The 24,194-nt window shown below is 71.9% G+C and carries 24 protein-coding genes; 12 read left to right on the top strand and 12 right to left on the bottom strand.

What is annotated here, in order from left to right; all coding sequences use genetic code 11:
- The first annotated feature begins 52 nt into the window (after window positions 1–52).
- The 6 genes from KME79_RS31670 (at window position 53) to KME79_RS31695 (ending at window position 8,273) form a co-directional block, all read left to right on the top strand.
- Complete coding sequence (locus KME79_RS31670; RefSeq protein WP_219548345.1) at window positions 53–565, top strand: YbaK/EbsC family protein; 513 nt, start codon at window positions 53–55, stop codon at window positions 563–565.
- A 191-nt stretch (window positions 566–756) separates the two neighbouring features.
- The gene (locus KME79_RS46575; protein ID WP_219548347.1) at window positions 757–3,219 is read left to right on the top strand and encodes a serine/threonine-protein kinase; all 2,463 of its coding nucleotides are present in this window, start codon (window positions 757–759) and stop codon (window positions 3,217–3,219) included.
- A gap of 10 nt (window positions 3,220–3,229) precedes the next feature.
- Window positions 3,230–5,029 (top strand): serine/threonine-protein kinase, encoded by a 1,800-nt coding sequence (locus KME79_RS31680; protein ID WP_246640756.1) that lies wholly within the window; start codon window positions 3,230–3,232, stop codon window positions 5,027–5,029.
- Between the two features lie 36 nt (window positions 5,030–5,065).
- A complete protein-coding gene (locus KME79_RS31685; RefSeq protein ID WP_219548349.1) occupies window positions 5,066–6,292 on the top strand; it encodes a serine/threonine-protein kinase in 1,227 nt (408 codons plus the stop codon).
- Between the two features lie 228 nt (window positions 6,293–6,520).
- Window positions 6,521–7,300: an electron transfer flavoprotein subunit beta/FixA family protein gene (locus KME79_RS31690; RefSeq protein WP_219548351.1), complete on the top strand. Its 780-nt coding sequence runs from the start codon at window positions 6,521–6,523 to the stop codon at window positions 7,298–7,300.
- A 19-nt stretch (window positions 7,301–7,319) separates the two neighbouring features.
- A complete protein-coding gene (locus KME79_RS31695; RefSeq protein ID WP_219548353.1) occupies window positions 7,320–8,273 on the top strand; it encodes an electron transfer flavoprotein subunit alpha/FixB family protein in 954 nt (317 codons plus the stop codon).
- A gap of 312 nt (window positions 8,274–8,585) precedes the next feature.
- Here KME79_RS31695 and KME79_RS31700 read toward each other — a convergent pair whose 3' ends face one another.
- From KME79_RS31700 to KME79_RS31740, 10 genes are all read right to left on the bottom strand, one after another.
- Entirely contained in the window at window positions 8,586–10,457 is a 1,872-nt protein-coding gene (locus tag KME79_RS31700) for a sensor histidine kinase (protein WP_219548356.1), read from the bottom strand.
- Window positions 10,454–11,167, bottom strand: a complete 714-nt coding sequence (locus KME79_RS31705; RefSeq protein ID WP_219548358.1) for a response regulator transcription factor — start codon at window positions 11,165–11,167, stop codon at window positions 10,454–10,456. The genes KME79_RS31700 and KME79_RS31705 overlap by 4 nt, the downstream gene beginning before the upstream one ends.
- Window positions 11,168–11,202: 35 nt before the next feature.
- Window positions 11,203–11,964 (bottom strand): ABC transporter permease, encoded by a 762-nt coding sequence (locus KME79_RS31710; protein ID WP_219548371.1) that lies wholly within the window; start codon window positions 11,962–11,964, stop codon window positions 11,203–11,205.
- Window positions 11,961–12,857 carry an ABC transporter ATP-binding protein gene (locus KME79_RS31715; protein WP_219548374.1) on the bottom strand — a complete coding sequence of 299 codons (897 nt, stop codon included), beginning with the start codon at window positions 12,855–12,857 and terminating at the stop codon, window positions 11,961–11,963. The genes KME79_RS31710 and KME79_RS31715 overlap by 4 nt, the downstream gene beginning before the upstream one ends.
- A gap of 94 nt (window positions 12,858–12,951) precedes the next feature.
- Window positions 12,952–13,452, bottom strand: a complete 501-nt coding sequence (locus KME79_RS31720; protein ID WP_219548376.1) for an HIT family protein — start codon at window positions 13,450–13,452, stop codon at window positions 12,952–12,954.
- 17 nt (window positions 13,453–13,469) lie between these two features.
- The gene (locus KME79_RS31725; RefSeq protein ID WP_372452501.1) at window positions 13,470–13,721 is read right to left on the bottom strand and encodes a response regulator transcription factor; all 252 of its coding nucleotides are present in this window, start codon (window positions 13,719–13,721) and stop codon (window positions 13,470–13,472) included.
- A 48-nt stretch (window positions 13,722–13,769) separates the two neighbouring features.
- Entirely contained in the window at window positions 13,770–15,002 is a 1,233-nt protein-coding gene (locus KME79_RS45535; RefSeq protein WP_308249121.1) for an ABC transporter permease, read from the bottom strand.
- Window positions 15,003–15,013: 11 nt separating this feature from the next.
- On the bottom strand, window positions 15,014–15,283 hold the full coding sequence (locus KME79_RS47170; protein ID WP_308249122.1) for an ATP-binding cassette domain-containing protein: 270 nt from the start codon (window positions 15,281–15,283) through the stop codon (window positions 15,014–15,016).
- A gap of 91 nt (window positions 15,284–15,374) precedes the next feature.
- On the bottom strand, window positions 15,375–16,562 hold the full coding sequence (locus tag KME79_RS31735) for an MFS transporter (protein WP_148029453.1): 1,188 nt from the start codon (window positions 16,560–16,562) through the stop codon (window positions 15,375–15,377).
- 157 nt (window positions 16,563–16,719) lie between these two features.
- Window positions 16,720–17,232: a TetR/AcrR family transcriptional regulator gene (locus tag KME79_RS31740; RefSeq protein WP_148029454.1), complete on the bottom strand. Its 513-nt coding sequence runs from the start codon at window positions 17,230–17,232 to the stop codon at window positions 16,720–16,722.
- A gap of 54 nt (window positions 17,233–17,286) precedes the next feature.
- Here KME79_RS31740 and KME79_RS31745 point away from each other — a divergent pair, with 54 nt between their 5' ends.
- Entirely contained in the window at window positions 17,287–18,450 is a 1,164-nt protein-coding gene (locus tag KME79_RS31745; protein ID WP_308249123.1) for a cysteine desulfurase family protein, read from the top strand.
- Between the two features lie 27 nt (window positions 18,451–18,477).
- Here the strand turns inward: KME79_RS31745 and KME79_RS31750 are convergent, their stop codons facing one another.
- The gene (locus tag KME79_RS31750) at window positions 18,478–19,527 is read right to left on the bottom strand and encodes a DUF695 domain-containing protein (RefSeq protein ID WP_219548378.1); all 1,050 of its coding nucleotides are present in this window, start codon (window positions 19,525–19,527) and stop codon (window positions 18,478–18,480) included.
- A 64-nt stretch (window positions 19,528–19,591) separates the two neighbouring features.
- On the bottom strand, window positions 19,592–20,302 hold the full coding sequence (locus tag KME79_RS31755; protein ID WP_219548380.1) for an SdpI family protein: 711 nt from the start codon (window positions 20,300–20,302) through the stop codon (window positions 19,592–19,594).
- Between the two features lie 561 nt (window positions 20,303–20,863).
- Between KME79_RS31755 and lanKC the strand changes: the two genes are divergently transcribed.
- The 5 genes from lanKC to KME79_RS46590 are packed head-to-tail and all read left to right on the top strand — an operon-like array spanning window position 20,864 to window position 24,170.
- Window positions 20,864–23,503, top strand: a complete 2,640-nt coding sequence (gene lanKC, locus KME79_RS31760; RefSeq protein ID WP_219548382.1) for a class III lanthionine synthetase LanKC — start codon at window positions 20,864–20,866, stop codon at window positions 23,501–23,503.
- Between the two features lie 39 nt (window positions 23,504–23,542).
- On the top strand, window positions 23,543–23,674 hold the full coding sequence (locus KME79_RS46585; RefSeq protein WP_281429551.1) for a hypothetical protein: 132 nt from the start codon (window positions 23,543–23,545) through the stop codon (window positions 23,672–23,674).
- A 47-nt stretch (window positions 23,675–23,721) separates the two neighbouring features.
- Window positions 23,722–23,844, top strand: coding sequence for a SapB/AmfS family lanthipeptide (locus tag KME79_RS45545; protein ID WP_246640757.1), 123 nt, complete (start codon window positions 23,722–23,724; stop codon window positions 23,842–23,844).
- Window positions 23,845–23,866: 22 nt separating this feature from the next.
- Window positions 23,867–24,007 carry a hypothetical protein gene (locus KME79_RS31765; protein ID WP_219548386.1) on the top strand — a complete coding sequence of 47 codons (141 nt, stop codon included), beginning with the start codon at window positions 23,867–23,869 and terminating at the stop codon, window positions 24,005–24,007.
- A 31-nt stretch (window positions 24,008–24,038) separates the two neighbouring features.
- A complete protein-coding gene (locus tag KME79_RS46590; RefSeq protein ID WP_281429552.1) occupies window positions 24,039–24,170 on the top strand; it encodes a hypothetical protein in 132 nt (43 codons plus the stop codon).
- Window positions 24,171–24,194 lie beyond the last annotated feature (24 nt).

The raw sequence follows: 24,194 nt of genomic DNA on the forward strand, positions 1-24,194 counted from the left end.
GCTGCTCCCGGGACCGGCGTAAGGTCCTGAGAGGAGCGATCGAGGAGATGGGATGACGTTGCACTGGGTGCCGGCCGCCGGCCGGACCGACCTGCTGGCCGAGCCGGTGGCGCGGGCGATCGGGCAGGTGGAGGACGCCCGGGTCGCGGAGATCGACCCGGAGCTGGCCGACACGGCCGCGTTCTGCGAGCGCTACGGCGTGGCCATGGGAGCTTCGGCCAACTGCGTCGTCGTAGCCGCCAAGCGCGGCGGCGAGGTCCGCTACGCCGCCTGCATGGTGCTGGCGACGACACGGGCCGACGTCAACGGCGTGGTGCGCAAGCATCTCGGCGCCCGCAAGGCGAGCTTCGCCCCGATGGAGGAGGCGGTGGAGCTCACCGCGATGGAGTACGGCGGCATCACCCCGATCGGCCTGCCGGCCGACTGGCCGATCCTGGTCGACACCCAGGTCGCCGAGCACCCCGAGGTGGTCATCGGCAGCGGCCTGCGCCGGTCCAAGCTCGCCGTCTCCGGAGCCACCCTGGCCGGGCTGAAGGGAGCCGAAGTCCTCTCCCTGTCCGTCTGAGCGCGACAGCTCCAGAGAGCGAGGAACGATGCCGGCGGAGGGCCGATCGGTCACGGAGGGAAGACACCGTGGCCGAACCGAGACCGTTGGATCGGAAACCATTCACCCCGATCCGGACGTTGTACGAGTGGGAATGTGGCCTCATGGTTCATCTCGTGGGCGGGGATTAAGCCGGTATGGTGCTTCATGCCATGAACGATGACCGACTAGGCCCTTACCGGCTGCTCAGGCGGCTCGGCGAGGGGGGAATGGGCGTCGTCCACCTCGCGGTCGGCCCCCAGGGGCGGCAGGTCGCGGTCAAGGTCCTGCGCGCCGAGGTCGCCGGCGACGAGCTCGCCAGGCGGCGGCTTTCGCGCGAGGTCGAGACGATGCGCCGGGTGCGGAGCAAGTACATCGCCGAGGTGCTCGACGCCGATGTGACCGGTCATCGCCCGTACATCGTCACCCGCTACGTCGCCGGCCGCTCGCTCGACGAGATCGTCAAGGACGACGGCCCGCTCGACCTGCCCGCGCTGCTCAAGATCGGCCACGGGGTGGCCGCGGCGCTGGCCGCCGTCCACTCGGTCGGCGTGATCCACCGCGACCTCAAGCCGGGCAACGTGCTGATCCTCGACGGCGATCCCGTGCTGATCGACTTCGGCATCGCGCAGGCGGTCGACGCGACGCGGCTGACCCAGACGGGCATGTTCATCGGCACGCCCGGCTACCTCGCGCCGGAGATCATCGAGGGGCAGGAGGCCGGGCCCGAGGTCGACATCCACGCCTGGGCCGGCACGCTCCTCTACGCCGGCACGGGCCAGCCGCCGTTCGGCAAGGGCACGCTGGAGATGGTGTTCTACAACATCACCGCGGGCAAGGCCGACGTGAGCGCCGCCCCCGGGCCGCTCCAGCCGCTGCTCAAGGGCGCCTTCCAGCGCAACCCGGCGAAGCGGCCCAAGGCGGCCGAGCTGGCCGAGCAGGTGGCCAGGCTGATGCCCAAGGCCGGGCTGTCGATGCCCGACGAGATCTCCACGGTCCCCCACCCGGACCCGTCCGTGACTCCCCCGTACGAGGGACCGACCACCCCCGCACCCGGCCACGACAGAATCCGCCCCCAGCCCGCCAGCGGCCCCCAACCGGCCTTCCCCGGCGGCTCCCAGCCGGCCTTCCCCGGAAGCGGTTCTCAGTCGGCGTTCCCCGCGGCCGGCGGCGGTTCTCAGGTCCCGCAGAGCGGCGGCCCTCAGGGGCCTTCGTCCCTGCCGCACGGCGCCGCGGCGAGCGGCCCGCAGGGGCCGGGCAGCGGAGCGCAGAGCCTCCTCGGCGGCCCGCCGGGTCAAGGCCCCGCCGGAGGGCCGCATGGCCCTGGCAGCGGCGCTCAGGGTGCCGCCGCCGGGCCATATGGGCAGGGAAGCGGTGCTCAAAGTGCCGCCGCCGGGCCGTATGGGCAAGGGAGCGGGCCGCAGAGTCATGCGAGCGGGCCTCACGGCACGGGCAGTGCGCCGCAAGGGCTTGCCGGTAGGCCTCACGGCCCCGGCAGCGGGCCGCAAGGCCCTGCTGGAGGGCCGCACGGCTCGCAGGTGGCTGGTGGGGCGCAAGGGGGTGGCGGGGCTCGGGATGCGGAGGCCGGTGACAAGCCGTCGTGGGAGATCTCCACGCCGCCGATGACGCCGCGCAAGCTCGTCGAGGGGCAGGACCCGCGCGTCCCGCCGCCCGCGCAGGACCAGCGGTACGTCTCGCTGCTCGGCCAGGGCGACCCGTGGCCGACGCGCAGGGTGAGCCCGGAGGAGCTGCGTCAGATGCAGCGCGAGGCCCAGCAGAGCGCGCCCTGGCAGCAGGGCCCGGGCGGCCAGGGTCAGGCCAACCACCATGTGCCGGAGGCCGACGTGCCGACCCGGCGGGTGCGGCCCGACCCGCAGGACCTGCCCACCAGGCGGGTGCGCCCCGAGGCCCCCGACTACGGCAGGGGCACCCCGGTGCAGCCCCCTCCGTACATCCCGCCGCAGGCCCAGTTCCCGCCCGACCCGCAGACCAAGCGGGAGCCGTTCATCCCCGGCGCCCGCCCCGGTCAGGTGCTGCAGCGATCGGCCGCCTACGGGGTGGCGGGCGCGATGCTGCTCATCATCATGATCGTGCTGGCCGCGCGGGCGCCGGTGCTGGTGGCCCTGGTCTCGCTGCCGGTCGCGGTGCTGCTGCGCGCCGCCGACCTGGCCCAGCCCGAGCTGATCACCCGCCGGCCGACGGGCGCGGCCGCGCTGGACGTCATCAGAGTGTTCGCCTACCCCAAGGCGCTGGTCAAGTCGGCGGCCATCACGCTTGCCCTGATCCCGTACGCGCTCATACTCGGACTACCCGTGACGCTCCTGCTCACGGTGATGGCCGGCATGAGCCCGTACAACGCGCTGGCCTGGGGCGCCGGGGTGGCCCTGTGGACGGTGTGCGCAGGCCCCGGAGTCGAGGGCCCGGGGCGCCAGATGCGCAGGACGCTCTCATCGCTCGTACCCTCGAGAACAGCGGCGATGGTGATGGCGGGAGTGTTCGCGGCGATGGCCGCGCTCACGCCGATCCTCGCCACCGGCACATTCGGGGACAACGCGAGGAGGGCCATATGGACTCCGGTGAACGTCGGGCCCGTGGTCGATCTGCTGCAGGACTGGAAGGGGGACTCGGGGGGATGACGCTGGGACGATGGCGATGAGCGCGGGCAACACCCAGACGCCAGAGCGGCTCGGCCCGTACCGGCTGGTGCGGAAGATCGGCGAAGGCGGCATGGGGGTGGTGCACCTCGGCATCGACGGCGACGGCCGCGAGGTCGCCATCAAGGTCCTGCATCCGCACGTCGCCGCCGACCTGAAGGCGCGCGACCGGCTCACCCGCGAGGTCGAGACGATGCGCCGGGTGCGCAGCCCGCACGTCGCCGAGGTGCTCGACGCCGAGCTGGTGGGGGGCCAGCCGTACGTGGTGACCCGGTTCGCGCCTGGGCGCACGCTGGAGGAGACCGTGCTGTCCGACGGGCCGCTCGGCCCGCGCCAGCTCATCACCCTCGCCCAGGGCCTGTGCCAGGCGCTCGTGGCCATCCACGCGGCCGACGTGATCCACCGCGACTTCAAGCCGTCCAACGTGATGCTCGTCGACGGCGAGCCGCTGGTCATCGACTTCGGCATCGCCCATCTGGTCAACGCCACCCGGCTGACCCAGACCGGCATGTTCGTCGGCACGCCTGGCTACCTGGCGCCGGAGATCATCCGCGACTCCGACATCACGCAGCGGGCCGACGTGCACTCGCTGGCCTCCACGGTGTTCTTCGCCGCGACGGGGGTGCCGCCGTTCGGCACCGGCACGTTCGAGGCGGTGTGCTTCAACATCATGGAGGGGCGGGCGCAGCTCGACAAGGCGCCCGTGTGGCTGCGCGGCTGGCTGAGCCGCGCGCTCCAGGTCGATCCCGCCGACCGGCCCGACGCCCGCGAGCTGTTGCGCATGGCCAGGGCGCTCGACCCGTCGGTGACCACGTTCAACGAGTCGCCGCCGGAGGACCAGCCGGGGCGGACCAAGCGGCTGCTCGGCCGTACGAAGGTCATGGAGTCGTTCTCGGACCTGCTGCCGCCGGTCCAGTACGGGCGGCCGGCGCGCGAGGAGAAGCCGCCGCCGTACGTCCCCGCGCCTGTCACGTCCCGGCCCCCGTGGCCGGACCAGCGGGTGGCGGGCTATCCCGCGCCGGCCCCCACACACGCGCAGCCGCAGGCCCAGCCCCAGCCGCGGGCCCAGGCCCAGGCGCGGCCCCGGGCCTACACGCCGCCGCGCGACCAGACGCCGCCCCGCGAGCGCAAGCGCTACCTCGCGGGCAGCCAGTTCGTGGCGCTGCTCGGGCTCGTCACGCTGGTCGCGCTGGCGGTGATGATGCCGGTCATGGTGAGCGCGATCGCGATCGTGCTGGCGCTGGTGCTGCGGGTGGGCGAATACCTGTTCGGCGACATGGTGCAGCGGCGTCAGGTGCGCGGCAGCAGCGCCGCCGACCCGCTGCTCGTGCTGGTCGGCACGCCGTGGGCGCTGATCAAGGCCACGCTGGTGAGCGTGGTGCAGGTGCCGCTGGCGATCCTGTTCGGCGTGTGCGTGTGGGGCGTGCTGCGGTGGGGCGGCGGGATGGGCGTGAACGAGGCCGCCGCCTACGCGGCCGGCGCGCTCGTGGCCGGCCTGTTCCTGCTGCCCGGCGGCGGTTCGCCGCGCAAGGCGGTCACCCGCACGCTCACCGGTGTGCTGCGCTCGCCCGGCGCCGCGACGGTGGCGGTCCTGGTGATGGGCACGGTCGCGCTGTTCGCGGTGATGTTCGCGCTGGGCGGCACGCCGTCGTGGGAGCCCTGGCGGGCCCCCGAGACCGTCATCGAGGAGCTGACCACCCGGGCGCATGACAGTGCGACCGGCCTGATCACGGGCCTCGTCGACGACCTGATGAGAGAGCTGGGGCTGGGCTTCCTGTCGCCCTGGTCGTGAGTGTCCCCGGCGGCCGGGGTGGGGAGAAGTAGGGGTATGAGCGAGCACCTCGGCCCCTACCAGCTGCTCTCGCGGCTGGGCGCGGGCGGGTTCGGCCACGTGCACCTGGCGCTCGACCAGGATGGCCGCACGGTCGCGGTCAAGGTGCTCCATCCGCACGTCACGGCCGACTCGGCGGCGCTGGCCCGGCTGGCCCGCGAGGTCGAGACCATGCGGCTGGTGGGCGGCAAGAACGTCGCGGAGGTGCTCGACGCCTCGTTCGACGGCGACCGGCCCTACCTCGTGACCCGCTACGTGCAGGGCAAGCCGCTCAGCGCGGTGCCCGTGCCGGTGGCCGACCTGCGCAAGCTGGCCACCGGGCTGGCCGAGGCGCTGGTGGCCATGCACGACGCGGGGGTCGTGCACCGCGATCTCAAACCGGCCAACGTGATGATGAGCGAGGGCGAGCCGGTCGTCATCGACTTCGGCATCGCGCACGCGCTCGACTCGCTGTCGGTCACCGCCTCGGGGGCGGTGGTCGGCACCCCCGGTTACTTGGCGCCCGAGGTGCTGGAGGGCGGGCCGGCCGGCCCGGCGGCCGACGTGTTCTCCTTCGGGGCGACGCTGGCCTACGCCGCGACCGGGCGTCACCCGTACGGCACGGGGCCCGCGTCGGCGGTCGCCTACCGCGTCGTCCACCACGATCCCGACCTGGAGGGCGCGCCCGGCTGGCTGGAGCCGCTGCTGGCCGAGTGCCTCGCCACCGACCCGGCCGCGCGGCCGGTGGCGGCCGACATCTGCGCGCGGCTCGGCGTGGCGGCGGTCCCGCGGTTACGCCGCCTGCCGCGGCCCTCGGCGGGTACGGGACGCCGCTCCGCTCGTGATGTCCACCACATGGAGACGAGGGCGTGGCAGCCCGGCAAGGCGGGCGGCGAGCTCTCGGCGGAGGACGCCAGGGCGCGGCACCAGGAGAGGGTGCGCAGGCGCTGGCTGGCCGGCTCGACGGTGTTCGTGGGCTTACTGTCGGCCGCGGCCACCGAGCCGCTGCCGGAGGTGGCGCTGTTCCTGATGGCCGTGTTCTCGCTGGCAGTGGTGGTGGACGCGGGGTTCGCGCTGTTCTCCCGAGGGCCTTTCACCAAGGGCAGGGTCATCGCGGACGCCGTGGGCGTCGCCGGGGCGATCGGCCTGTCGGTGGCGCTGAGCGCGTTCTTCAGCACGCCCGTGCTGGCGCTGTTCGCGGGCACGGCACTGGTCCTCGGGATCGTGTTCCTGCTCACAGCCTGAGCGCGTGACCAGGGCCGCCAGCAAGCAGCGGAACAAAGCTCGGTAAGGTGGGGCGGGGAGTCGTTACGCGCGGATGCACGTGTCAGCGCGTAAGCTACCCGTGGGTAACATGAGCGCCGGGACACCCGCTGTCACAACGCCCATGGGGCCCTGGCAGTCTGGACAGGACATCCGGCGCCGACCGCTCGCGCGGCGGCGCACGCGAACACGGGAGGTCGGCCACCGGCCATGAACATTGTCGTCTGCGTGAAGCAGGTCCCCGACACGGCGACCGAGCGCAAGCTGCGGTCCGATGACAAGACCCTCGACCGTGACGCGGTCGACGGCGTGGTGAACGAGCTCGACGAGTACGCGGTCGAGGAGGCGCTCAAGCTCAAGGAGGCCCACGGCGGTGAGGTGACCGTCCTCACCATGGGCCCGGGCAAGGCCACCGAGACGATCCGCAAGGCCCTGGCCATGGGCGCCGACAAGGCGGTCCACCTCATCGACGACGCGCTCCACGGCTCCGACGCGCTGGGCACGTCCTACGCCATGGCCCAGGCGCTGAAGAAGATCGGGTTCGACCTGGTCATCCTCGGCTCGGAGTCCACCGACGCGCGCACCGGCGTGCTGCCCGCGATGCTGGCCGAGCGCCTCGGCACGCCGCAGCTCACGCTCGCCAACAAGGTCGAGGTCGACGGCTCGTCCATCAAGATCCAGCGGATCACCGACTACGGTTTCGACCGGGTCGAGGCCTCGCTGCCCGCGGTCGTGTCCGTGGTCGAGAAGATCAACGAGCCGCGCTATCCGTCCTTCAAGGGCATCATGGCGGCCAAGAAGAAGCCGGTCGAGACCCTGGGCGTGGCCGACGCCGAGATCGACGCCGCCCAGGTGGGTCTCGACTCCTCCTGGTCGCAGGTCGTCGACTTCGCCCCGGCCCCGCCGCGTGCCGCCGGCACGATCGTCAAGGACGAGGGCGACGGCGGTGCCAAGGCCGCCGAGTTCCTCGCGTCCAAGAAGTTCATCTGAGAACGGGGGTTTTACTGATATGTCGGAGATTCTCGTTCTCGTCGAGCAGGTCGACGGCGAGGTCAAGAAGGTCACGCTGGAGCTGCTGACCCTGGCCCGCCGGCTCGGCACGCCCGCCGCCGTCTGGGCGGGCCCCGGCTACACCCCGGAGGCCAAGGCCAAGCTGGCCGAGTACGGCGCCGAGACGATCTACGTGGCCGGCTCCGAGGAGATCACCGGATACGTGGTCGCGCCCAAGGCCGAGATGCTCGCCCAGCTCGTCGGCGAGAAGTCGCCCGCGGCCGTGCTGGTCGCCGCGACCGCCGAGGGCAAGGAAGTCGCCGGGCGGCTGGCCGTCAAGACCGACTCCGGCGTCATCACCGACGCCGTGGGCCTCGGCGACGGCTTCGTGGCCGAGCAGTCCATCTTCGGCGGCGGCGTGAACGTCCAGGCGAAGGTGAGCAGGGGCATCCCGATCGTCGCCGTGCGGCCGAACTCGACGGCCCCGGAGGCCGCCGCGGGCGCCGGCGCCGAGGAGGAGGTGTCGGTCTCGCTGTCCGACGCCGCCAAGTCCGCCCGCGTCGTCGAGCGCGTCAAGCAGGAGAAGGGCGCCCGCCCCGAGCTGACCGAGGCCGCGATCGTGGTCTCCGGCGGCCGCGGCGTGGGCTCGGCGGAGAACTTCTCGGTCATCGAGGGCCTCGCCGACGCCCTGGGCGCGGCCGTGGGCGCCTCCCGCGCCGCCACGGACGCCGGCTGGTACCCGCACCAGTTCCAGGTGGGCCAGACCGGCAAGACCGTGTCGCCGCAGCTCTACATCGCGGCCGGCATCTCCGGCGCCATCCAGCACCGGGCCGGCATGCAGACCGCCAAGACCATCGTGGCGATCAACAAGGACCCGGAGGCGCCGATCTTCGAGCTGGCCGACTACGGCGTCGTGGGCGACCTGCACCAGGTCGTCCCGCAGCTCACCGAAGAGGTCGACAAGCGTAAGTAGCTTTTCGGAGCTCTTTTCCGGGAAACGGCGCCGCACCTCTGTGCGGCGCCGTTTCGCGTCGTGGGTTATTGGTGAGGGTCGGTTTGGGTTCTGCGGCCTTTTGGGAGTTGGGGTCTCGGCGGGGTTTTTGGGTTGGTTTGGGTTTTACAAGCTTTTTGGGAAACCCCTCGGGCTGGGCGCCGTTAGCGAGCCTTCGGCCCGCCCGCTCCGCCGTAGGCGATGGAAACCGGTCTGTGGTTCTGTGAGTGGGGATCTCGAACCTTGGGACGTGGTCGGTTCTCGTGGGAGTTCAGGTGCCGGGTGGCTCTCGTTTCACTGTGGCTCGGCCGGGAGGAGGAGGCGGAAGGTCGCGCCTTCGCCGGGGGAGGAGTGGATCTCCACCCGGCCGCCGTGGGCGGTCACGATGGAGCGGACGATGGCCAGGCCGAGGCCCGCTCCTCCGGTCGTGCGGTTGCGGGAGCCGTCGGCGCGGTAGAACCGGTCGAAGACCCGCTCCGCCTGCTCGGGGGAGAGTCCGGGGCCGGAGTCGGCGATCACCAGCGCCGCGTCCCGGCCGACGGTGCCCACGCCGATCCTGACCGGGGTTCCCGGCGGGGTGTGGGTGACGGCGTTGCCCACCAGGTTCGTGACCACCTGCCGGAGCCGGTCCTCGTCGCCCAGCACCGGGGCGCTCCCCGGCGGGCCGTCGTCGGGGCCGGTGAGCGTGATCGCCCGCGTCGGGTCCAGAGCGGCGAGATCGGCGCGGGCGTCGGCGGCGAGCGTCCGCAGATCCATCGGCGTCAGATCAAGCCCCACCCCGAACCCGCCGTCCCTGAACCCGCCGTCCCTGAACCCGCCGTCCCTGAACCCGCCGTCCCTGAACCCGCCGTCCCTGAACCCGCCGTCCCCAAAGGTGCCCTGGCCGGTGGTGCGGTCCCCGAGGGGGCGGTCTCCAAAGGCGCGGTCCCCGAGGGGGCGGTCTCCGAAGGAGGCGTCTCCGGAGGAGCCGCGCCCGAAGGCGCCGCGACCGGTGGCGCGGTCCCTGGGGGCGCGGCCCCCGAAAGGGCTGCAGCCCTTGGCGCGGTCCCTGGAGGGGCGGTCCCTGGAGGTGGGGTCTCTAGAGGTGAGGTCGGCCGGGGTGGGGTCTCTGGAGGCTAGGTCGGCCGGGGTGAGGGCTTCGGGGGTGGGGGTTGTGTGGGTGGGGTTGGGGGTGGCGAGGTCCATGGTGGCGAGCAGCAGCAGGTCGTCCACCAGTTTGGCCAGGCGGGCGGACTCGCTCTCGATGCGGGCCAGGGCCGCGTCCGCGTCCGTGCCGCCCATGCGGTAGAGCTCGGAGAAGCCCTTGATGCCGAAGAGCGGGGTGCGCAGTTCGTGGCTCACGTCGGCGACGAAACGGCGCATCCTGGCCTCCGACTCCTCCCGGGCGGAGAAGCCCCGCTCGATCTGCGCCAGCATGCCGTTGAGGGAGCGGGCCAGCCGCCCCACCTCGGTGCCCGGACCGGCGGGCTCGGGCACCCTCCTGCTGAGGTCGCCGGCGGCGATGGCCGCCGCGGTCTCCTCGACCCGGCGCAGCGGCGCCAGCCCGGCCCTGATCGCGAACCCGCCCGTCAGCGCCAGCAAGCCCAGCAGCAGCCCGCCCGCGACCAGGGAGGCGACCCGCACCCGCTGGACCGTCGAGTTCATCCCGTCCAGTGAGACCGCCGCGACGACCGAGGCGTGCGTGCCGCGGGTGGCGGGCACCGCAATCGTCCGCCACTGCTCGCCGCCGTCGCCGGAGACCGTGAACGGGCGCCCCGCGCGGGCCTCGACGGCCGCCGCGTCCAGCCGGGGCAGCCGCGGCAGCTCGCCGGCCGCCGGAGCGCCGGAGGCAGGGCCGGTGCCGGTGCCGACCCCGCTGCCGACCCCGGTGCCGACCACAGTGGTGACCACGGTGCCGTCGACGGAGAGGAAGGCCAGCCGCACCTCCTCGATCAGGTCGAGCTGGGACGGGGCGGCGGGGGCGGCCCGCTTGCGCAGCAGGTCCATGAGCTCGGGCGGCATCGAGGCGGCCGCTGTCGCCAAGGGGCCGAGCTGGGCGTCGATCCGGGCCAGCAGTTCGGCTTCGAGCTGCCGTACCACGACCGTGCTCACCAGCGCGAGGCCCGCCACGAGCAGCGCCACCGTGATGGCGAGCAGCCGGGCGCGCAGCGAGAGCCGCCTGATCATGGCTTCGGCCTGCGCAGCACGTAGCCGACGCCGTGGACGGTGTGGATGAGCCGCGGCCCGCCGGTGTCGAGCTTGCGGCGCAGGTAGCTGATGTAGGTGTCGACGATGCTGGAGTCGCCGGCGAAGTCGTAGCGCCACACGTGCTGGAGGATGTCCGCCTTGGGCAGCACCCGGCCGGCGTTCTCGGCCAGGTGGCGCAGCAGCCTGAACTCGGTCGGCGACAGCCGCACCGGGAAGCCGCCCCGCGTCACCTGGTGGCCTTCCGGGTCGACCTCCAGATCGCCGACCGTCAGCGTGTGGTCGCCGGGTGAGGCGCCGGTGCGCCGCAGGATCGCCCTGATGCGGGCCAGCAGCTCCTCCAGGTCGAACGGCTTGGTCACGTAGTCGTCGCCGCCCAGCCGCAGGCCGTTGATCTTGTCGGCGGTGGCGTCGCGCGCCGTAAGGAACAGCACCGGCACCGGCCCCGGCCTGCCGCCCGCCCTCGGCAAGGTTCTCAGCCTGCGGAGCACCTCGAACCCGTCGAGGTCGGGCAGCATCACGTCGAGCAGCACCAGATCGGGCGGGTCGCGCCTGGCCGCCTCCAGGGCCCGCGTGCCGCTGTCGGCCGAGCTGACGGTGAAACCCGCGAACCGGAGCGTGGCCGCGAGCAGCTCCTTGACGGTCGGCTCGTCGTCGACCACGAGCAGCCGCTCGCCTGTGGGTTCACGCACCTGCCGCCCTCCCGCCTTCAGCCTACGAGCCGGGGTCACACATCACGCGTGCGGAACCGGGTGCGTGCCCAGACCATCATGACCGCCACGAAAGCGGACAGCACCCCCATCCCCATCCAGATCGGGAGTGAGCCTTCCGAGGGCATGAGCGACCGGAAGGCGGCCGTGTTCGGCCACCAGGTGCTCAGCGTGAGGCCCAGGAAGTCGGGCATGATCGGGGCGAACATCGGCAGCAGCAGGAAGGCCGTGGCCGTGTTCACCGCCGCCGCCGTGCTCCTCAGCAGGATCCCGAGCGACAGCCCGAACAGCGCCACCAGCTCCAGCACCACCGGCCCGAAGAGCAACAGCCGCACCGCGCCGGGATCGTCCAGCCAGACCCGCGGCACGCCGTGCATGGCGAGCGTGATCTGTGAGACCAGGAACATCCCCCACACCGCCGCCGCGCCTGCCGTGAGCCCGGCCACGGCCACCAGCGCCGCCTTGGCCACCACCAGCCGGGTGCGCCGCCCGGCCGCCGCCACGGTGGCCCGGATCGTACCGGAGCCGTACTCGGTGCTGGCCACGAGCGCGCCCAGCGCCGCGATCAGCAGCTGGACGATGAAGACGCCCCGGGAGCCTCCCTGCAGCGGATCGAACACGGCCTGGTCCGCCGCCGTGGCCCGCGCGTACTCGGCCGCCGACGCCTGCGCGAACAGCCACCCCAGCAGCACCGACACGGCGATGACGGCCCCGGCCAGCACCGGCATGACGGGGACGCTCCTGAACTTGGTCCACTCGGCCCGCACCAGCCCCCTCACAGCGCGGCCCCGAACTCGACGCTGTCCCTGGTCAGCTCCATGAACGTGTCCTCCAGCGAGGCGCGGCGAGGCGTCAGCTCGGCCAGCGCCACCCCTTCCGACGCGGCCAGCCGCCCGATGTCCGGGGCCGGCATGCCCGTCACCACCAGCTCGTCGCCGTGCGCCCGCACGTGCGCCCCCGCCAGCTCCAGCAGCCTGCCGAAGCCCGCCCTTTCGGCCACCCGGACCAGCACCTCGGCGCCGGCGCCGGTGAAGTCCTCGACGTCCCCTTCCGCGATCAGCCGGCCCCTGCCGATCACCACCAGCCGGTCGGCGGTCACCGCCATCTCGCTCATCAGGTGGCTGGAGACCAGCACCGTGCGGCCCTCGGCGGCCAGGCCGCGCAGCAGCGTGCGGATCCACAGCACGCCCTCCGGGTCGAGCCCGTTCACCGGCTCGTCCAGCACCAGCACCGGCGGGTCCCCGAGCAGCGCGGCGGCGATGCCGAGCCGCTGGCACATGCCGAGCGAGAACCCGCCGGCCGGGTAGCCCGCCGCGTCGGACAGGCCCACCAGGTCGAGCACCTCGCCGACCCTGCGGTCCGGGAGGCCGCTGCTCCTGGCCAGGTAGAGCAGGTGGTCGCGGGCGGTGCGGCGCGGGTGCACGGACTGCGCCTCCAGCAGCGACCCCACCTCGCGCAGCGGCGTCTCCAGGTCCCGGTAGCGCCACCCGCCGACGGTCACCGTGCCGGACGTCGGCAGGTCGAGCCCGAGGATCATCCGCATGGTGGTGGTCTTGCCCGCGCCGTTGGGCCCCAGGAAACCGGTGACGAGGCCGGGCCGTACCTCGAACGTGAGCCCGTCCACGGCGAGCGTCCCGCCGTGGCGTTTGGTCAGTGCGTTGAGCCGGATCATGCCGCCAGCCTGGCCCGCCCGGTTGGAGACGTCCTGAGCGATCCTGTGAGACCTCTGTGAGCCCGCGACCCCGGCCTGGGGGACGCGGGCGGACTCAGAGGGAACTCACAGCTTCCCGGAGCCGCGCGGCCAGGTCCTCCGCCTGCTCCCGGCTCCACGGGATCAGCCCGTTCTCCGACATCAGCGCGTGGTACTGCTGCTGCCCGTACGGGGTGCCCGGCGGCAGCGGCACCACGTGCCAGTGCAGGTGGGAGTTGCCCTGCTGGCTGCCGAGCGAGAGCAGGTAGGTGCGCTCCGACGGCACCACCGACTCCACCGCCAGCGCCACCTTCCGCACCACGCCCGTCAGCGCCAGGTACGCCTCCTCGTCCAGGTCGCGGACCACGTGCTCGACGTGCGCCTTCGGGCTGACCAGCACGTAGCCGGGCACCGTCGGGTAGGCGGACAGGAACGCCAGGTGGTGCTCGTCCTCGTAGAAGATCTGCTCGTGCTCGTAGGCCGGGTCGCCTGCGACGATGGCGCAGATGAAACAGGGGATGGACCGGACACGCGCCTCGTAGGCGGCCACGTCGAAGGGGACGTTCCTCTCAGTCATGATGACGATCATGACCGTCAGAGCCGGCCCATGTCACGGGCGCGGCGGACGGCGGCATGCCGGTCCGCCACGGCGAGCTTCGTCACCGCCGAGGACAGGTTGCGCACCGTGCCTTCCGACAGGCTCAGCTGCCTGGCGATCCTGGACACCGGCGCGCCCCCGGCGGCCGCGCGCAGCGTGTCCAGCTCGCGCGGGGTCAGCGGGCACTCCCGGATCGACAGCGCGTCCGCGGCCAGCTCCGGGTCGATGTACCGGCCGCCCTCGTACACCTTCCTGATGATCTCGGCCAGGGTCGCCGCCGGTTGTCCTTGCCCAGGTCACGCCCGGCGCGGGTCCCACCGGAAGAACTTCCGGGTGCACCACAGCCCGACGCCGATCCACAGCAGCCCGATCCCCAGGCCCGCGGCCGACACCAGGAAGCCGACCTCGGGCGCGCCCGCCCGGCCGAGGTCGCGGACCAGGAACGCGATGCGCATCATGTCCACGACCGGTGTCATCGGCAGCACCTCCGCCACCCGCTGCCCCCATTCGGGCAGCACCGACAGCGGGAACATCATGCCCGCCCCGAGCATGCTGGCGAACAGCACCGGCAGCGCCACCAGCTGCGCCACCTCGTAGTTGGGGATGAGCCCGGCCGTGCCGATCGCCAGCGCCGCGAACACCGCGGCCCCCAGCACGAACGCGACCAGCATGAGAGGCACGTTCCCCGGCACCGGCACGCCCACCACCCCGACCGCGTAGACCAGGATGACCGCCGCCTGCACCGCGCCGACCAGCGTGGCGTGCAGGATGTCGCCCGCGAAGATCGCGGTGGTGGACAGCGCGCCGCCGCGCAGCCGCTTGTACACGCGCTCCTCCCGGCGCACCACGATGCCGGTCGCGATCGTCATGTACGAGAACGGGAACACCACCGCGATGGCCCCGATCGCGGCGAGCGCGGCGGCCGGCACCCCGTTCACCTCGCCGGAGGCCGTCGGGCCGCTGGTGTGGACGAAGGCGATGAACAGCGGCAGCAGCAGGATGGTGAACGCCAGGCCGCGCTGCGGCTCGTGGGTCTCGACCGTGAACGTCTCGCCGTCCTGCCTGACCGAGCGCCGCGCCAGGCCGGGCGAGTACGGCAGGTCGCCGGGGCGGGCGCCGGGCAGCCGGAAGCTGATCCTGGTGCCCCGCTCCCCGAGCACGCCCGCCAGCGTGCCCTCGGTGACGATCCGGCCGTCGTGCATGATGGCCAGCCGCTGCGCGAGCTGCTCGGCCTCGTCCAGGTAGTGGGTGGTGAGCAGTACGGTGGCGCCGTCGGCGACCATGCCGCGCACCAGCTCCCACACCTTCCGCCTGGCCTCCGGGTCCAGTCCGGTGGTGGGCTCGTGCAGGAAGAGCACCTCGGGCCTGCCCAGCACGGCCAGCGCCAGGTCGAGCCGGCGCTTCTCGCCGCCGGACAGCTGCCCGACCCGCACCGCCGCGCGGTGACCGAGCCCGACCCGGTCGAGCACCTCGCCCCGGCCGAGCGCGTGCGGTGTCCAGCGCCGCCAGGCGTCCACGGTCTCCGCCACCGTCAGGTCCTTTAGAAGCCGGCCTCCTGGAGCACGATGCCCATCCGGGGCCGGATGCGGGCCCGCTCCTTGACCGGGTCGTGCCCGAGCACCCGCACGTCGCCGCCGGTCGGTGCGACGTACCCCTCCAGCACGTCCAGGGTGGTCGTCTTGCCCGCCCCGTTGGTGCCGAGCAGCGCGTACAGCTCGCCCCGGCCGACCCGGAAGCCGATCCCCTTGACCGCCTCGAAGTCGCCATATTTCTGGTGCAGGTCCCGGACCTCGATCGCTGTCGTGTCCACGGGACCACTGTGCCGGGGCGGGGCGCCGTCCCGGCAGTGCGCTGTCTCAGCTCTTGTCCGGGAGAACCGCAGGGTCCGGGCATGACATGTGTCAGGCGGCCACCGGCTGCCGCTCGGGGGCGGGCAGCGGCGTGACCGCCGCGGGCTCCTCGCGTGGCAGCAGGCGCGCCGCCACGGCGATCAGCAGGCCCAGCACGACGGCCAGCCCGAGCGCGGTACGGAGCGAGGTCACGTCCGACAGGAACCCGATCGCCACCGGGCCGAGCAGCAGGCCCGCGTATCCCATCGCGCCCGCCTGGGCGATCGCCGGGCCGGGGGTGCTGGTGGCGGTGCCGGCCAGCGACAGCGTCATCGGCGAGATCGTCGCCACGCCGAGGCCCACGAAGAACACCGCGACCAGCGCGACCACCGGCGCGGGCGCCGCCAGCACCATGCCGAAGAAGGCGGCCGTGGCCAGGCCCGCGGCCGTCAGCATGCCCCGTACCCCGAACCGCGAGCGCAGCCGGTCACCCGTCAGCCTGCCGAGCAGCATGCCCGCCTCGAAGATCGGGTAGCCGAGCGCGGCCAGCGCCTCGGGCGCCTTCATGGTGTCGCGCATGTAGAGGCCGTTCCAGTCGGCGACCACGCCCTCGACCATGAACGCGAAGAAGGCCAGCGCGCCCAGCAGGTACACGACCGGCGGCATGCGGCGGCGCGGCCCCGCGGCGGTCGCGGGCGCGGGGACGTCAGGCAGGTACGTCCGGCCGAGCACCAGGAGCACCGGCAGGGACAGCAGGCTGACCAGCACCAGGTTGGCGGTGAACGACAGGCCCAGGACGATCGACAGGCTGCCGGTGACGCCGGCGGTCATGGCGCCGACGCACCAGCCGGCGTGCATGCCGTTCATCAGCGGCCGCCCGTAGGCGCGCTCCACGGTGGAGCCCTGAGCGTTCATCGCGATGTCGAACAGGCCGAACGTCATGCCGAACACCGTGGACGCGACGAGCAGCGCCGGAAGGCTCGGCATGAGCGCCACCGCGATCAGGGCGAGCGCGGTCAGCGGGCCGCCGACCCGCAGCACGGTGCGGCTGCCTGCGCGGGCCATCACGCGGCGCATCGACTGCATGGTCACCAGCGCGCCCAGCCCCCAGGCGAGCAGGACGGTGCCGACCTCCGCCTCGGACAGGCCGAGCTTGTCGGTCAGCGCGGGGATGCGCACGGTCATGGTGCCGACCATCAGGCCGGCGAGGGCGAAGGTGAGGACGGCGCCGTAGCGGGCGATCCTCAGGTCACGGTTCATCAGGGCATGCCTCACAGAAACATCACTTCGGGCAGAAATCAGGCCCGGCCGTGGCCGAGCCTTGAAGGAAGGGGGGAGTGGCGCACACGAACGCCGGCGGCGCGTCGCGTCAGAAGCGCGCGCAGCGGTGTCCGACCGTACGAGAGAGCCGGAAACCTCAGGAAGGAGGTTTGAGCAGAGCTCTCATCCGGGCGTCGAGCGCGCCCAGAGCCTCGTCGCCGTTGAGCTCCGGGTCATGGCTCGCCAGGTCCCAGAGCCCTTCGCAGGCCAGCCGCACGATCTGCGACGCCACCGGGTCGGGCTCGTCGTCCAGGCCCTCGCGATGCCAGCGGGCCATGGCCTCGCGCAGCGGCGCGAGCAGGTAGGTGTTGCCCGACGCGCCGGTGACCACGGCCCAGCGGCGCAGCTTGCCCTCGCGGACGGCGACGAGCGTGGCGCCGAGGTAGCGCTCGGTGTAGGTGGCGTCCGGCTGGGCGGCCACCAGGTCGTCGAACTCCTCGATCAGACGCTCCACCATGGCCTTGATCAGGGCATCCTTGGTGGCGAAGTGGTAGAGGAGACCGCCCTTGCTGACGCCGGCCCGGTCGGCCACGGCGGAGAGCGTGAGCGCGGTCGAGCCGAGGTCGCTGAGCAGCTCTTCTGCCGCGTCCAGTAGCTCGTCCCGTCTCATGCGCTCTACTGTACCGTCCGGACGGTACAGGGGCAAACGAGATACCCTGGCCGGGTGAACAGACCGTCGGCCTATCTCGATCACGCGGCGACCACGCCCATGCTCCCCGAGGCCATCGAGGCCATGACGGAGCAACTCGGCCGGGTCGGCAACGCCTCCTCGCTCCACGCCGCCGGGCGCGAGGCCCGCCGGGTGGTGGAGGAGTCGCGCGAGACGATCGCCGACGCGCTCGGCGCCCGGCCCAGCGAGGTCGTGTTCACCTCGGGCGGCACCGAGGCCGACAACCTCGCCATCAAGGGCATGTTCTGGGCGCGTCAGCCCAGGAAGCGCGTCCTGATCAGCTCGGTCGAACACCACGCCGCGCTCGACCCCGCCCACTGGCTGGCCGACAGCCAGGGCGCCGAGATCGAGCTGCTGGAGGTCGACGAGCTCGGCCGGGTCGGCCCCGACACGCTGCGCGCCGCCATCGAGCGCGACCCCGACGGCGTCGCCCTGGTCAGCGTCATGTGGGCCAACAACGAGGTCGGCACCATCCAGCCCGTCCACATCCTGGCGGCCATCGCCGGCGACCACGGCATCCCGTTCCACACCGACGCCGTGCAGGCGATCGGCCAGCTTCCCGTGTCGTTCGCCGAGTCCGGCGCCGACGCGCTCACCCTGACCGGCCACAAGATCGGCGGCCCGATGGGCGTCGGCGCGCTGCTGCTGGCCCGCGGGGTGACCCCGGTCTCCGTGCAACACGGCGGCGGCCAGGAGCGCGACGTCCGCTCCGGCACCCTCGACGCGCCCGCCATCGCCGGGCTCGCCGCCGCGGTCCGCACCGCGGTCAAGGAGCAGGAGTCCCAGCGCCGCCACCTGACGGCGCTCCGCGACGACCTCATCGCCCGCGTCCGCCAGGCCGTGCCCGGCGTGGTGCTCAACGGCGACCCCGCCGACCGGCTGCCGGGCAACGCCCACTTCTCCTTCCCCGGCTGCGAGGGCGACGCGCTGCTCATGCTGCTCGACGCCAGGGGGGTGGAGTGCTCGACCGGCTCGGCCTGCTCGGCGGGGGTGGCGCAGCCGTCCCACGTGCTGCTGGCGATGGGCGCCGACGCGGCCGCCGCCAGGGGCTCGCTCCGCTTCTCGCTGGGCCACACCTCGACCCAGGACGACGTCGACAGGCTCATCGAGGTGCTGCCGGCCGCGGTCGAGCGGGCCCGCCGCGCCGGACTCGGCTGACAGACCCCGCTGTCGCGTACGGCCCGCTCAAGCGAGGAAGGCCGCCACCGCGCTCCAGGACGGGTCGGGGGTCACGTCCACCCGGGCCCTGCCCTCCTTCCAGGTGGACGCCAGCTCCTTGAGCGCGGCCGCGGCGGCGCTCTCGCGCGTGGCGTACACGTGCATGACGCGGCGGCGCTCGGCGCTCAGGTGGGCGGCCAGCACCACGTCGTCGCCGAGCGCGCGCAGCCGCTCACCGAGCCGCTCCTCGAACGCGCCCAGCGCCGCCAGCGACCTGCCCCGGGGCAGTCCGCCCGCGTCCTTGTCGCGGTACGGCAGCGTGACGGCGATGTGGTGGTCGAGCAGCGGGTAGTCGACGGGCCGCAGCGGATAGCGGGCCGAGGCGACCAGCGGCGCGCCGCTCGCCGTCCGGCCCTCCAGCGTGACCCACTGCTCGGTGTCGTAGTCGGCGGCCACGTCGGCCACCACCACGGGCAGGTGGACGGCGGGCACGGCGTCGATCGGCGGCGCGGCGGCGGGGACGATCTCGCCCACCCACCGGGCCACGTCGTCCTCGCCGAGCAGCCGGTCGAGGGCCAGCAGCGTGGCGTCCATCCGGGCGTCCTCGCCGAGCTCGCCGAAGATCGGGTGGTGCGCGGTCACGTCCACCCGCAGCGCCCCGCGCGGCACCCGCAGCCCCAGCACCAGCTTGTCCAGCCCGAACTCGATCCCGCCCGCGTCGAGCGTCAGCTCGCCGGGCAGGGCGCTCGCCTGGCGCGACGGGTGGAACTCCCACAGCATGTCGGCGGGCGGCGCCGCCCGCGCCCAGCGGTGCGCCAGCGAGCGCAGCTCGGCGTCGCCCGCGGCCGTCACGACCAGCGCGTGGGCCGCGTTCCTGCCCGGCGCCAGCTCCCACACCAGGCCGGGGTGGACCGCCGCCACCGCGGGGCCGAGCAGCTCCGCCGGCTTCCCGCTCTCTCCCGCCGCCACCGCCGCGTCGAGCTCCGGCCTGGCGCTCGCCCACCACTGCCAGAACCCCGCCACGCGCTCACCCGGGTCGGCACCCTCGTCTTCGCTCTTGCGCCCGAACAGTCGCATGGCAGAATCCTCGCAGACTCGCCCCCCAGGTCGCGCACTCCGAGCGCGCTTCGACCTGGCCGGATCACGATCGGCGCATCCGCATGACGGCGAGCACGGCCATCAGGGCGTACACCGCCGCCACCAGCAGCGCCGAGCCCACCACGAGCAGGACCGGCGGGAAGAAGAAGCTTCCGGCGACGCAGGCCGTCCCCAGGACCATCAGGGCCACGCCCCCCGTCCGCTGCGACCGCTGCCAGGCCAGCGCCCACCGGCCGGTGACGCCGCTCGCGACGCGGGCCGGGCTGATCTTGGGGAGCACGTTGCCGAGGCCGATCAGCAAGATGCCGAACGCGACCCCGACGGCCTGCTCCAGGGGGAAGTCGTAGCGGGCGGCCCTGGACAGCAGGCCGGCCTGGAGCGTGACGAGCAGCAAGGGAAGGACGGAGAACAGGACGTTCATCGTCCTGGTCTGCGAGCTCGGCGAGGCGACGAGCGTGGGGTCGACGAAGTGCCGCAATCTGCCGCCGATGATCGTGGACACGGTCATGACGGCCCCGATGAGGAGCAGGACAGCGGGAAGCGCGCCCGCGATGACGATCCTCGGCACGTCGACACCCGGCCGGGTGGCGGTGGCCTCCCTGGTGGCCACGTACTCAGGCAGGTGGTCCCACATGACGTACGCGATCGCGACCATCGCGAGGAAGCCCGCGGCGGAGGCGACGATGCCCGGCCACGGCATGCGCGCGGCCTGCGAGTCCGGGAACTCATGGCGTCGGTCTCCTGCCTGGTTCATGGGACCTCCTTCGTCGCAGTCGGATAAGGCGGTTTCCCGGCGTCCGGGTTTCCGTGGAAAGGCGTCGGACATGCCGAGCCTGTCTCAGACAGTAGAGCCGGACAACGGAGGCCGGATATCCGTCGCGCGCCATGTCATGGTCATGTTCCGTGACCCATGACCTGAGTCATGGTGGCCGTTCGCCTGTCAGGGCGCGGCATAGCTGCCTCTTACGGCTTCGGTTTACTTTTTTGCTTTTTCGTCGTCCAGCGAAATAGTGCGATTTTCGAAGTTTTTTCGCCGGGTGGCGGTTGCGCTCCGTATCCGTGGACGGGCAACCGGCCAACGGTAATCGATCCGGGTCCGCATATCCAAGAGAACGTCACGAAGCCGTCGAAAATATCGCGGAAAGTGACTTGCCGCATGCTCTATGTCCTCCGCCCGGCGGCTCCGGCAGCGGGGCGAGGAGCCGGACGCGGACCCGTCGAATGGCCCGGCGACACACTCCGTAATTGGACAGGCCTTTCATCCGGCTTATCGTTTGGATTCGACACGCGGAACACGGACCGGGATGGTGCAGCGATGAAACTGCAGTACTTCGAATACTGTTTCGCCGACCGGCTCTTCTATGAGGAGCCGAGCAAGTGGGCGACCATGCAAGAGGGTTATGCGCAGGCCGAGGCGCCCGCACCCGCCGGCTGGCGGACCGGCCGCAAAGGACCCTGGTACAACTACACGCACGAGACGGCGACGTTGCCGCCGCAGGGCTGGAAGATTCACGTCTCCGCCACCCGGGAAACCGCGCAGCAAGTGCTCGACATCACCGCCGACTACTGTCTTCAGCATCGGATCTCGTTCAAGTTCCTGACCAGCGAGGCGGCTTTCATCGGCCGTAACCTCAAGTACGCGGACCGGGGCGGGAGCGGAAAATTCATCACCGTCTACCCCTCCTCGGAAACGCAGCTGGAGCAGGTGCTCAATGACCTCGACCCGAAATTACACGGCCTCGGCGGACCTTACATCCTGAGCGACCTGCGCTGGAAGGACGGCCCGCTCTACCTGCGCTACGGCGGCTTCGTGGAGCGGCTCACCCGCAACGACCTCGGTGAGCCCGCGATGGCCATCCAGGCGCCCGACGGCGAATTGGTCGTCGACAAGCGGGACCCGGTGTTCTACGTGCCGGAATGGGTTCAGCCGCCACCGTTCCTCCGCCCGCTCCTGCAGGAAAGGAAGAACGGCGAGGCGCCGGCTGACTTCCCCTATGACATCGAATCCGCCGTGCATTTCTCCAATGGCGGGGGAATCTACGTCGCGACGGAGAAGAGCACCGGGAGAAAGGTCATTCTCAAGGAGGCCAGACCGGGCGCCGGACTCGACCAGGTCGGCCGCGACGCGGTGAGCAGGCTGAAGCGGGAGCACGAATTCCTGCTGAAGCTCGCCGACGTGGCGGAAGTAGTCGACTGCTACGACTATTTCGAGCTCTGGGAACACCATTTCCTGGTGCAGGAGATGGTCGACGGCGTCACGCTCAACAAGCGCATGGTGCACAGGACGCCGTTGATCAGGGCCGACATGAGCGAGGAGGAGATCCGCGAGTTCACCGAATGGGCGGTGGACATCACCTCGCAACTCGACGGCCTGGTGGGGAAGCTGCACGAGCGGGGCATCGCCTTCGGCGACCTGCACCCCAACAACATCATGATCACCGAAGACGGTCGGGTGCGGCTGGTCGACTTCGAGCTCGCCACCTATGTCGACCAGGAGCAGCGCATCGGGATGGGAGCGCCGGGCTTCGTGCCGCCGGACAGGCGCGACGGCCTCGCCGCCGACCTGTACGCCCTGGGCTGCCTGAAGATCTCGCCCTTCGTCCCCCTCACCATGCTCTTCTCGCTGGACACCACGCGGGCCCGCGCCCTGGTCCAGTTCGTCGAGAATCGCTTCCCGGTGCCGACGGGCTGGGGGGAGAACGTCCTCGCCCTGCTCGACCTCGGCCCGTCTCCTTGGGCGGGGACCGAAGAGCAGATGGCGCGCAGCAGCGCGCTCATCGACGGCAGGGACGGCGAGGGGCCGGACTGGCGGCTCATCGAGACGTCGATGGCCAAGGCCGTGTGGGACAGCGCCACCCCCGACCGCCAGGATCGGCTCTTCCCCGGCGACGTCGAGCAGTTCCACCTCAACGGCCTCGGCTTCGCCTACGGGGCGGCGGGCGTCCTGTACGCGATGGCGAAGAGCGGCCACGGCCGGCGGGAGGAGCACGAGCAGTGGCTGCTCGATCGCGTCCGCGGCCATCAGGGACTGCACCGCGTCGGGTTCTACGACGGCCTGCACGGCATCGCGTACGCCTTCGAGGAGATCGGTCATCGGGACGCCGCGCTGGAGGTCCTGGACATGACCGAGCGGCTCGCCGGGGTGTCCCTGCCCGACGAACTCCTGACCGGGCTCAGCGGTGTCGCGCTGAACCAGCTCTTCTTCGCCACCCGGCTGGACGACCAGGGACTGCGTGACTCGGCCCTGAAGAACGCCCAGCAGATCGCCGACCGGCTGCTCCACCGGCCGCCCGTGCCCGTGGACGACAGCGGGAGGCACCGCAGGGCGGGGCTGCTGCACGGCGCCTCGGGCCAGGCCCTGCTGTTCGTCCGGCTCTTCGAGGACACCCGCGACCCGGCCTACCTGGACCTGGCCGAACGCGCCATCCAGCACGAGCTGGACTGCTGCGCCCACTTCGAGGACAACGACGTCCTCTACGTCAACGAAGGCTGGCGCACGATGCCGTACATCGGCACCGGGTCGGCCGGGATCGGCCTGGCCCTGAGCGAGTTGCTGAGGCACCGCCGGACCGAGGAGCTCACGGTGGCGATGGACCGGCTGCGCCGGGCCGCGCACGCGGAGTTCCACATCTGCCCCATGGTGTTCTACGGCACCGCCGGCCAGATGGGCTTCCTCCAGCACATCCGCTCGCGGTATGCCGACACCGACCGGCTCGACGAGCTGATCGAGACCAAGCGCGACCGGTTGCGCCTGCACATGGTGGGGCTCAGAGGCGAGGTCGCGTTCCCCGGCGATCAGCTCATGCGGCTCTCGATGGACTTCGGCACGGGAAGCGCCGGGATCCTGCACGCGCTGGCCACGCTGCGCGATCCACGGCTGCCTCTGCTGCCGTTCCTGCGGCCCTTCGCCGCCCCCGGCGGTGGGAAGGAGGCGCCCGCCGACACTCCGCACTGATCCGGTTCCATCCATCCGACCACCACGAGAGGGATTCTCATGGCTTTCATCCTCGACCTTCAGAGCCGCACGGTCCCGGCCGACAGGGCCAACGGCGACTACGAGCCGCTGGGACCGAGCAGCCTCAGCCCGTCCCTGTGCATCAGCGGCTGGACCCTCATCGGCTGCTGACCAGCCCGTCCACCAGGAAGCCGACCAAAGGAAAAGGAGTCACCGGCATGTCGTACGTCCTGAACCTCCAGGGAATCCGCGCCGATCAGGAAGCCGACCGCGGCATGGCGCAGCCGAGCACGCCGAGCCTGTCGCTCTGCTTCAGCAACCAGAGCTGGGTCTTCTGCTGACCGACCACTGAGGAGAAACGCAATGGGTTACGTACTGAACCTCCAGGACATGTCGCGCAGCGCCTCCGACGGCGACGCCGCGCTCTCGATCAGCACCAACAGCTGGTTCGCCTGCCAGAGCACCAACAGCCAGTTCCTGTGCATCACCACCATCCCCAACTGACGCCAGAGCTCGCAGAAGCGGAGAAACGACCATGAGCTTTGTTCTCGACCTTCAGGTGAAGGACGTGCGTGAGGACCACGAAGGCGACCCGGCCCAGCCGTTCACCCTCAGCCTCCTGAGCCCGGTCACCTGCTACAGCACCACCAGCATCGCCATCTGCTGATCCATCCGTCACAGCGAAAGGAAC

This window comes from Nonomuraea harbinensis, from assembly GCF_019396385.1.
Classification (GTDB): Bacteria; Actinomycetota; Actinomycetes; order Streptosporangiales; family Streptosporangiaceae; genus Nonomuraea; species Nonomuraea ferruginea.

Excerpts from the sequence above, each read along its gene's own strand:
- KME79_RS31735 (WP_148029453.1), bottom strand. The coding sequence starts at position 16,562 with ATGAACCGTGACCTGAGGATCGCCCGCTACGGCGCCGTCCTCACCTTC.
- KME79_RS46590 (WP_281429552.1), top strand. The coding sequence starts at position 24,039 with ATGAGCTTTGTTCTCGACCTTCAGGTGAAGGACGTGCGTGAGGACCAC.
- KME79_RS31750 (WP_219548378.1), bottom strand. The coding sequence starts at position 19,527 with ATGCGACTGTTCGGGCGCAAGAGCGAAGACGAGGGTGCCGACCCGGGT.
- KME79_RS46575 (WP_219548347.1), top strand. The coding sequence starts at position 757 with ATGAACGATGACCGACTAGGCCCTTACCGGCTGCTCAGGCGGCTCGGC.
- KME79_RS31720 (WP_219548376.1), bottom strand. The coding sequence starts at position 13,452 with ATGACTGAGAGGAACGTCCCCTTCGACGTGGCCGCCTACGAGGCGCGT.
- KME79_RS31690 (WP_219548351.1), top strand. The coding sequence starts at position 6,521 with ATGAACATTGTCGTCTGCGTGAAGCAGGTCCCCGACACGGCGACCGAG.
- KME79_RS31700 (WP_219548356.1), bottom strand. The coding sequence starts at position 10,457 with ATGATCAGGCGGCTCTCGCTGCGCGCCCGGCTGCTCGCCATCACGGTG.
- KME79_RS46585 (WP_281429551.1), top strand. The coding sequence starts at position 23,543 with ATGGCTTTCATCCTCGACCTTCAGAGCCGCACGGTCCCGGCCGACAGG.
- KME79_RS31765 (WP_219548386.1), top strand. The coding sequence starts at position 23,867 with ATGGGTTACGTACTGAACCTCCAGGACATGTCGCGCAGCGCCTCCGAC.
- KME79_RS31715 (WP_219548374.1), bottom strand. The coding sequence starts at position 12,857 with ATGATCCGGCTCAACGCACTGACCAAACGCCACGGCGGGACGCTCGCC.
- KME79_RS31685 (WP_219548349.1), top strand. The coding sequence starts at position 5,066 with ATGAGCGAGCACCTCGGCCCCTACCAGCTGCTCTCGCGGCTGGGCGCG.
- lanKC (WP_219548382.1), top strand. The coding sequence starts at position 20,864 with ATGAAACTGCAGTACTTCGAATACTGTTTCGCCGACCGGCTCTTCTAT.
- KME79_RS31740 (WP_148029454.1), bottom strand. The coding sequence starts at position 17,232 with ATGAGACGGGACGAGCTACTGGACGCGGCAGAAGAGCTGCTCAGCGAC.
- KME79_RS31755 (WP_219548380.1), bottom strand. The coding sequence starts at position 20,302 with ATGAACCAGGCAGGAGACCGACGCCATGAGTTCCCGGACTCGCAGGCC.
- KME79_RS45545 (WP_246640757.1), top strand. The coding sequence starts at position 23,722 with ATGTCGTACGTCCTGAACCTCCAGGGAATCCGCGCCGATCAGGAAGCC.
- KME79_RS31680 (WP_246640756.1), top strand. The coding sequence starts at position 3,230 with ATGGCGATGAGCGCGGGCAACACCCAGACGCCAGAGCGGCTCGGCCCG.
- KME79_RS31695 (WP_219548353.1), top strand. The coding sequence starts at position 7,320 with ATGTCGGAGATTCTCGTTCTCGTCGAGCAGGTCGACGGCGAGGTCAAG.
- KME79_RS31670 (WP_219548345.1), top strand. The coding sequence starts at position 53 with ATGACGTTGCACTGGGTGCCGGCCGCCGGCCGGACCGACCTGCTGGCC.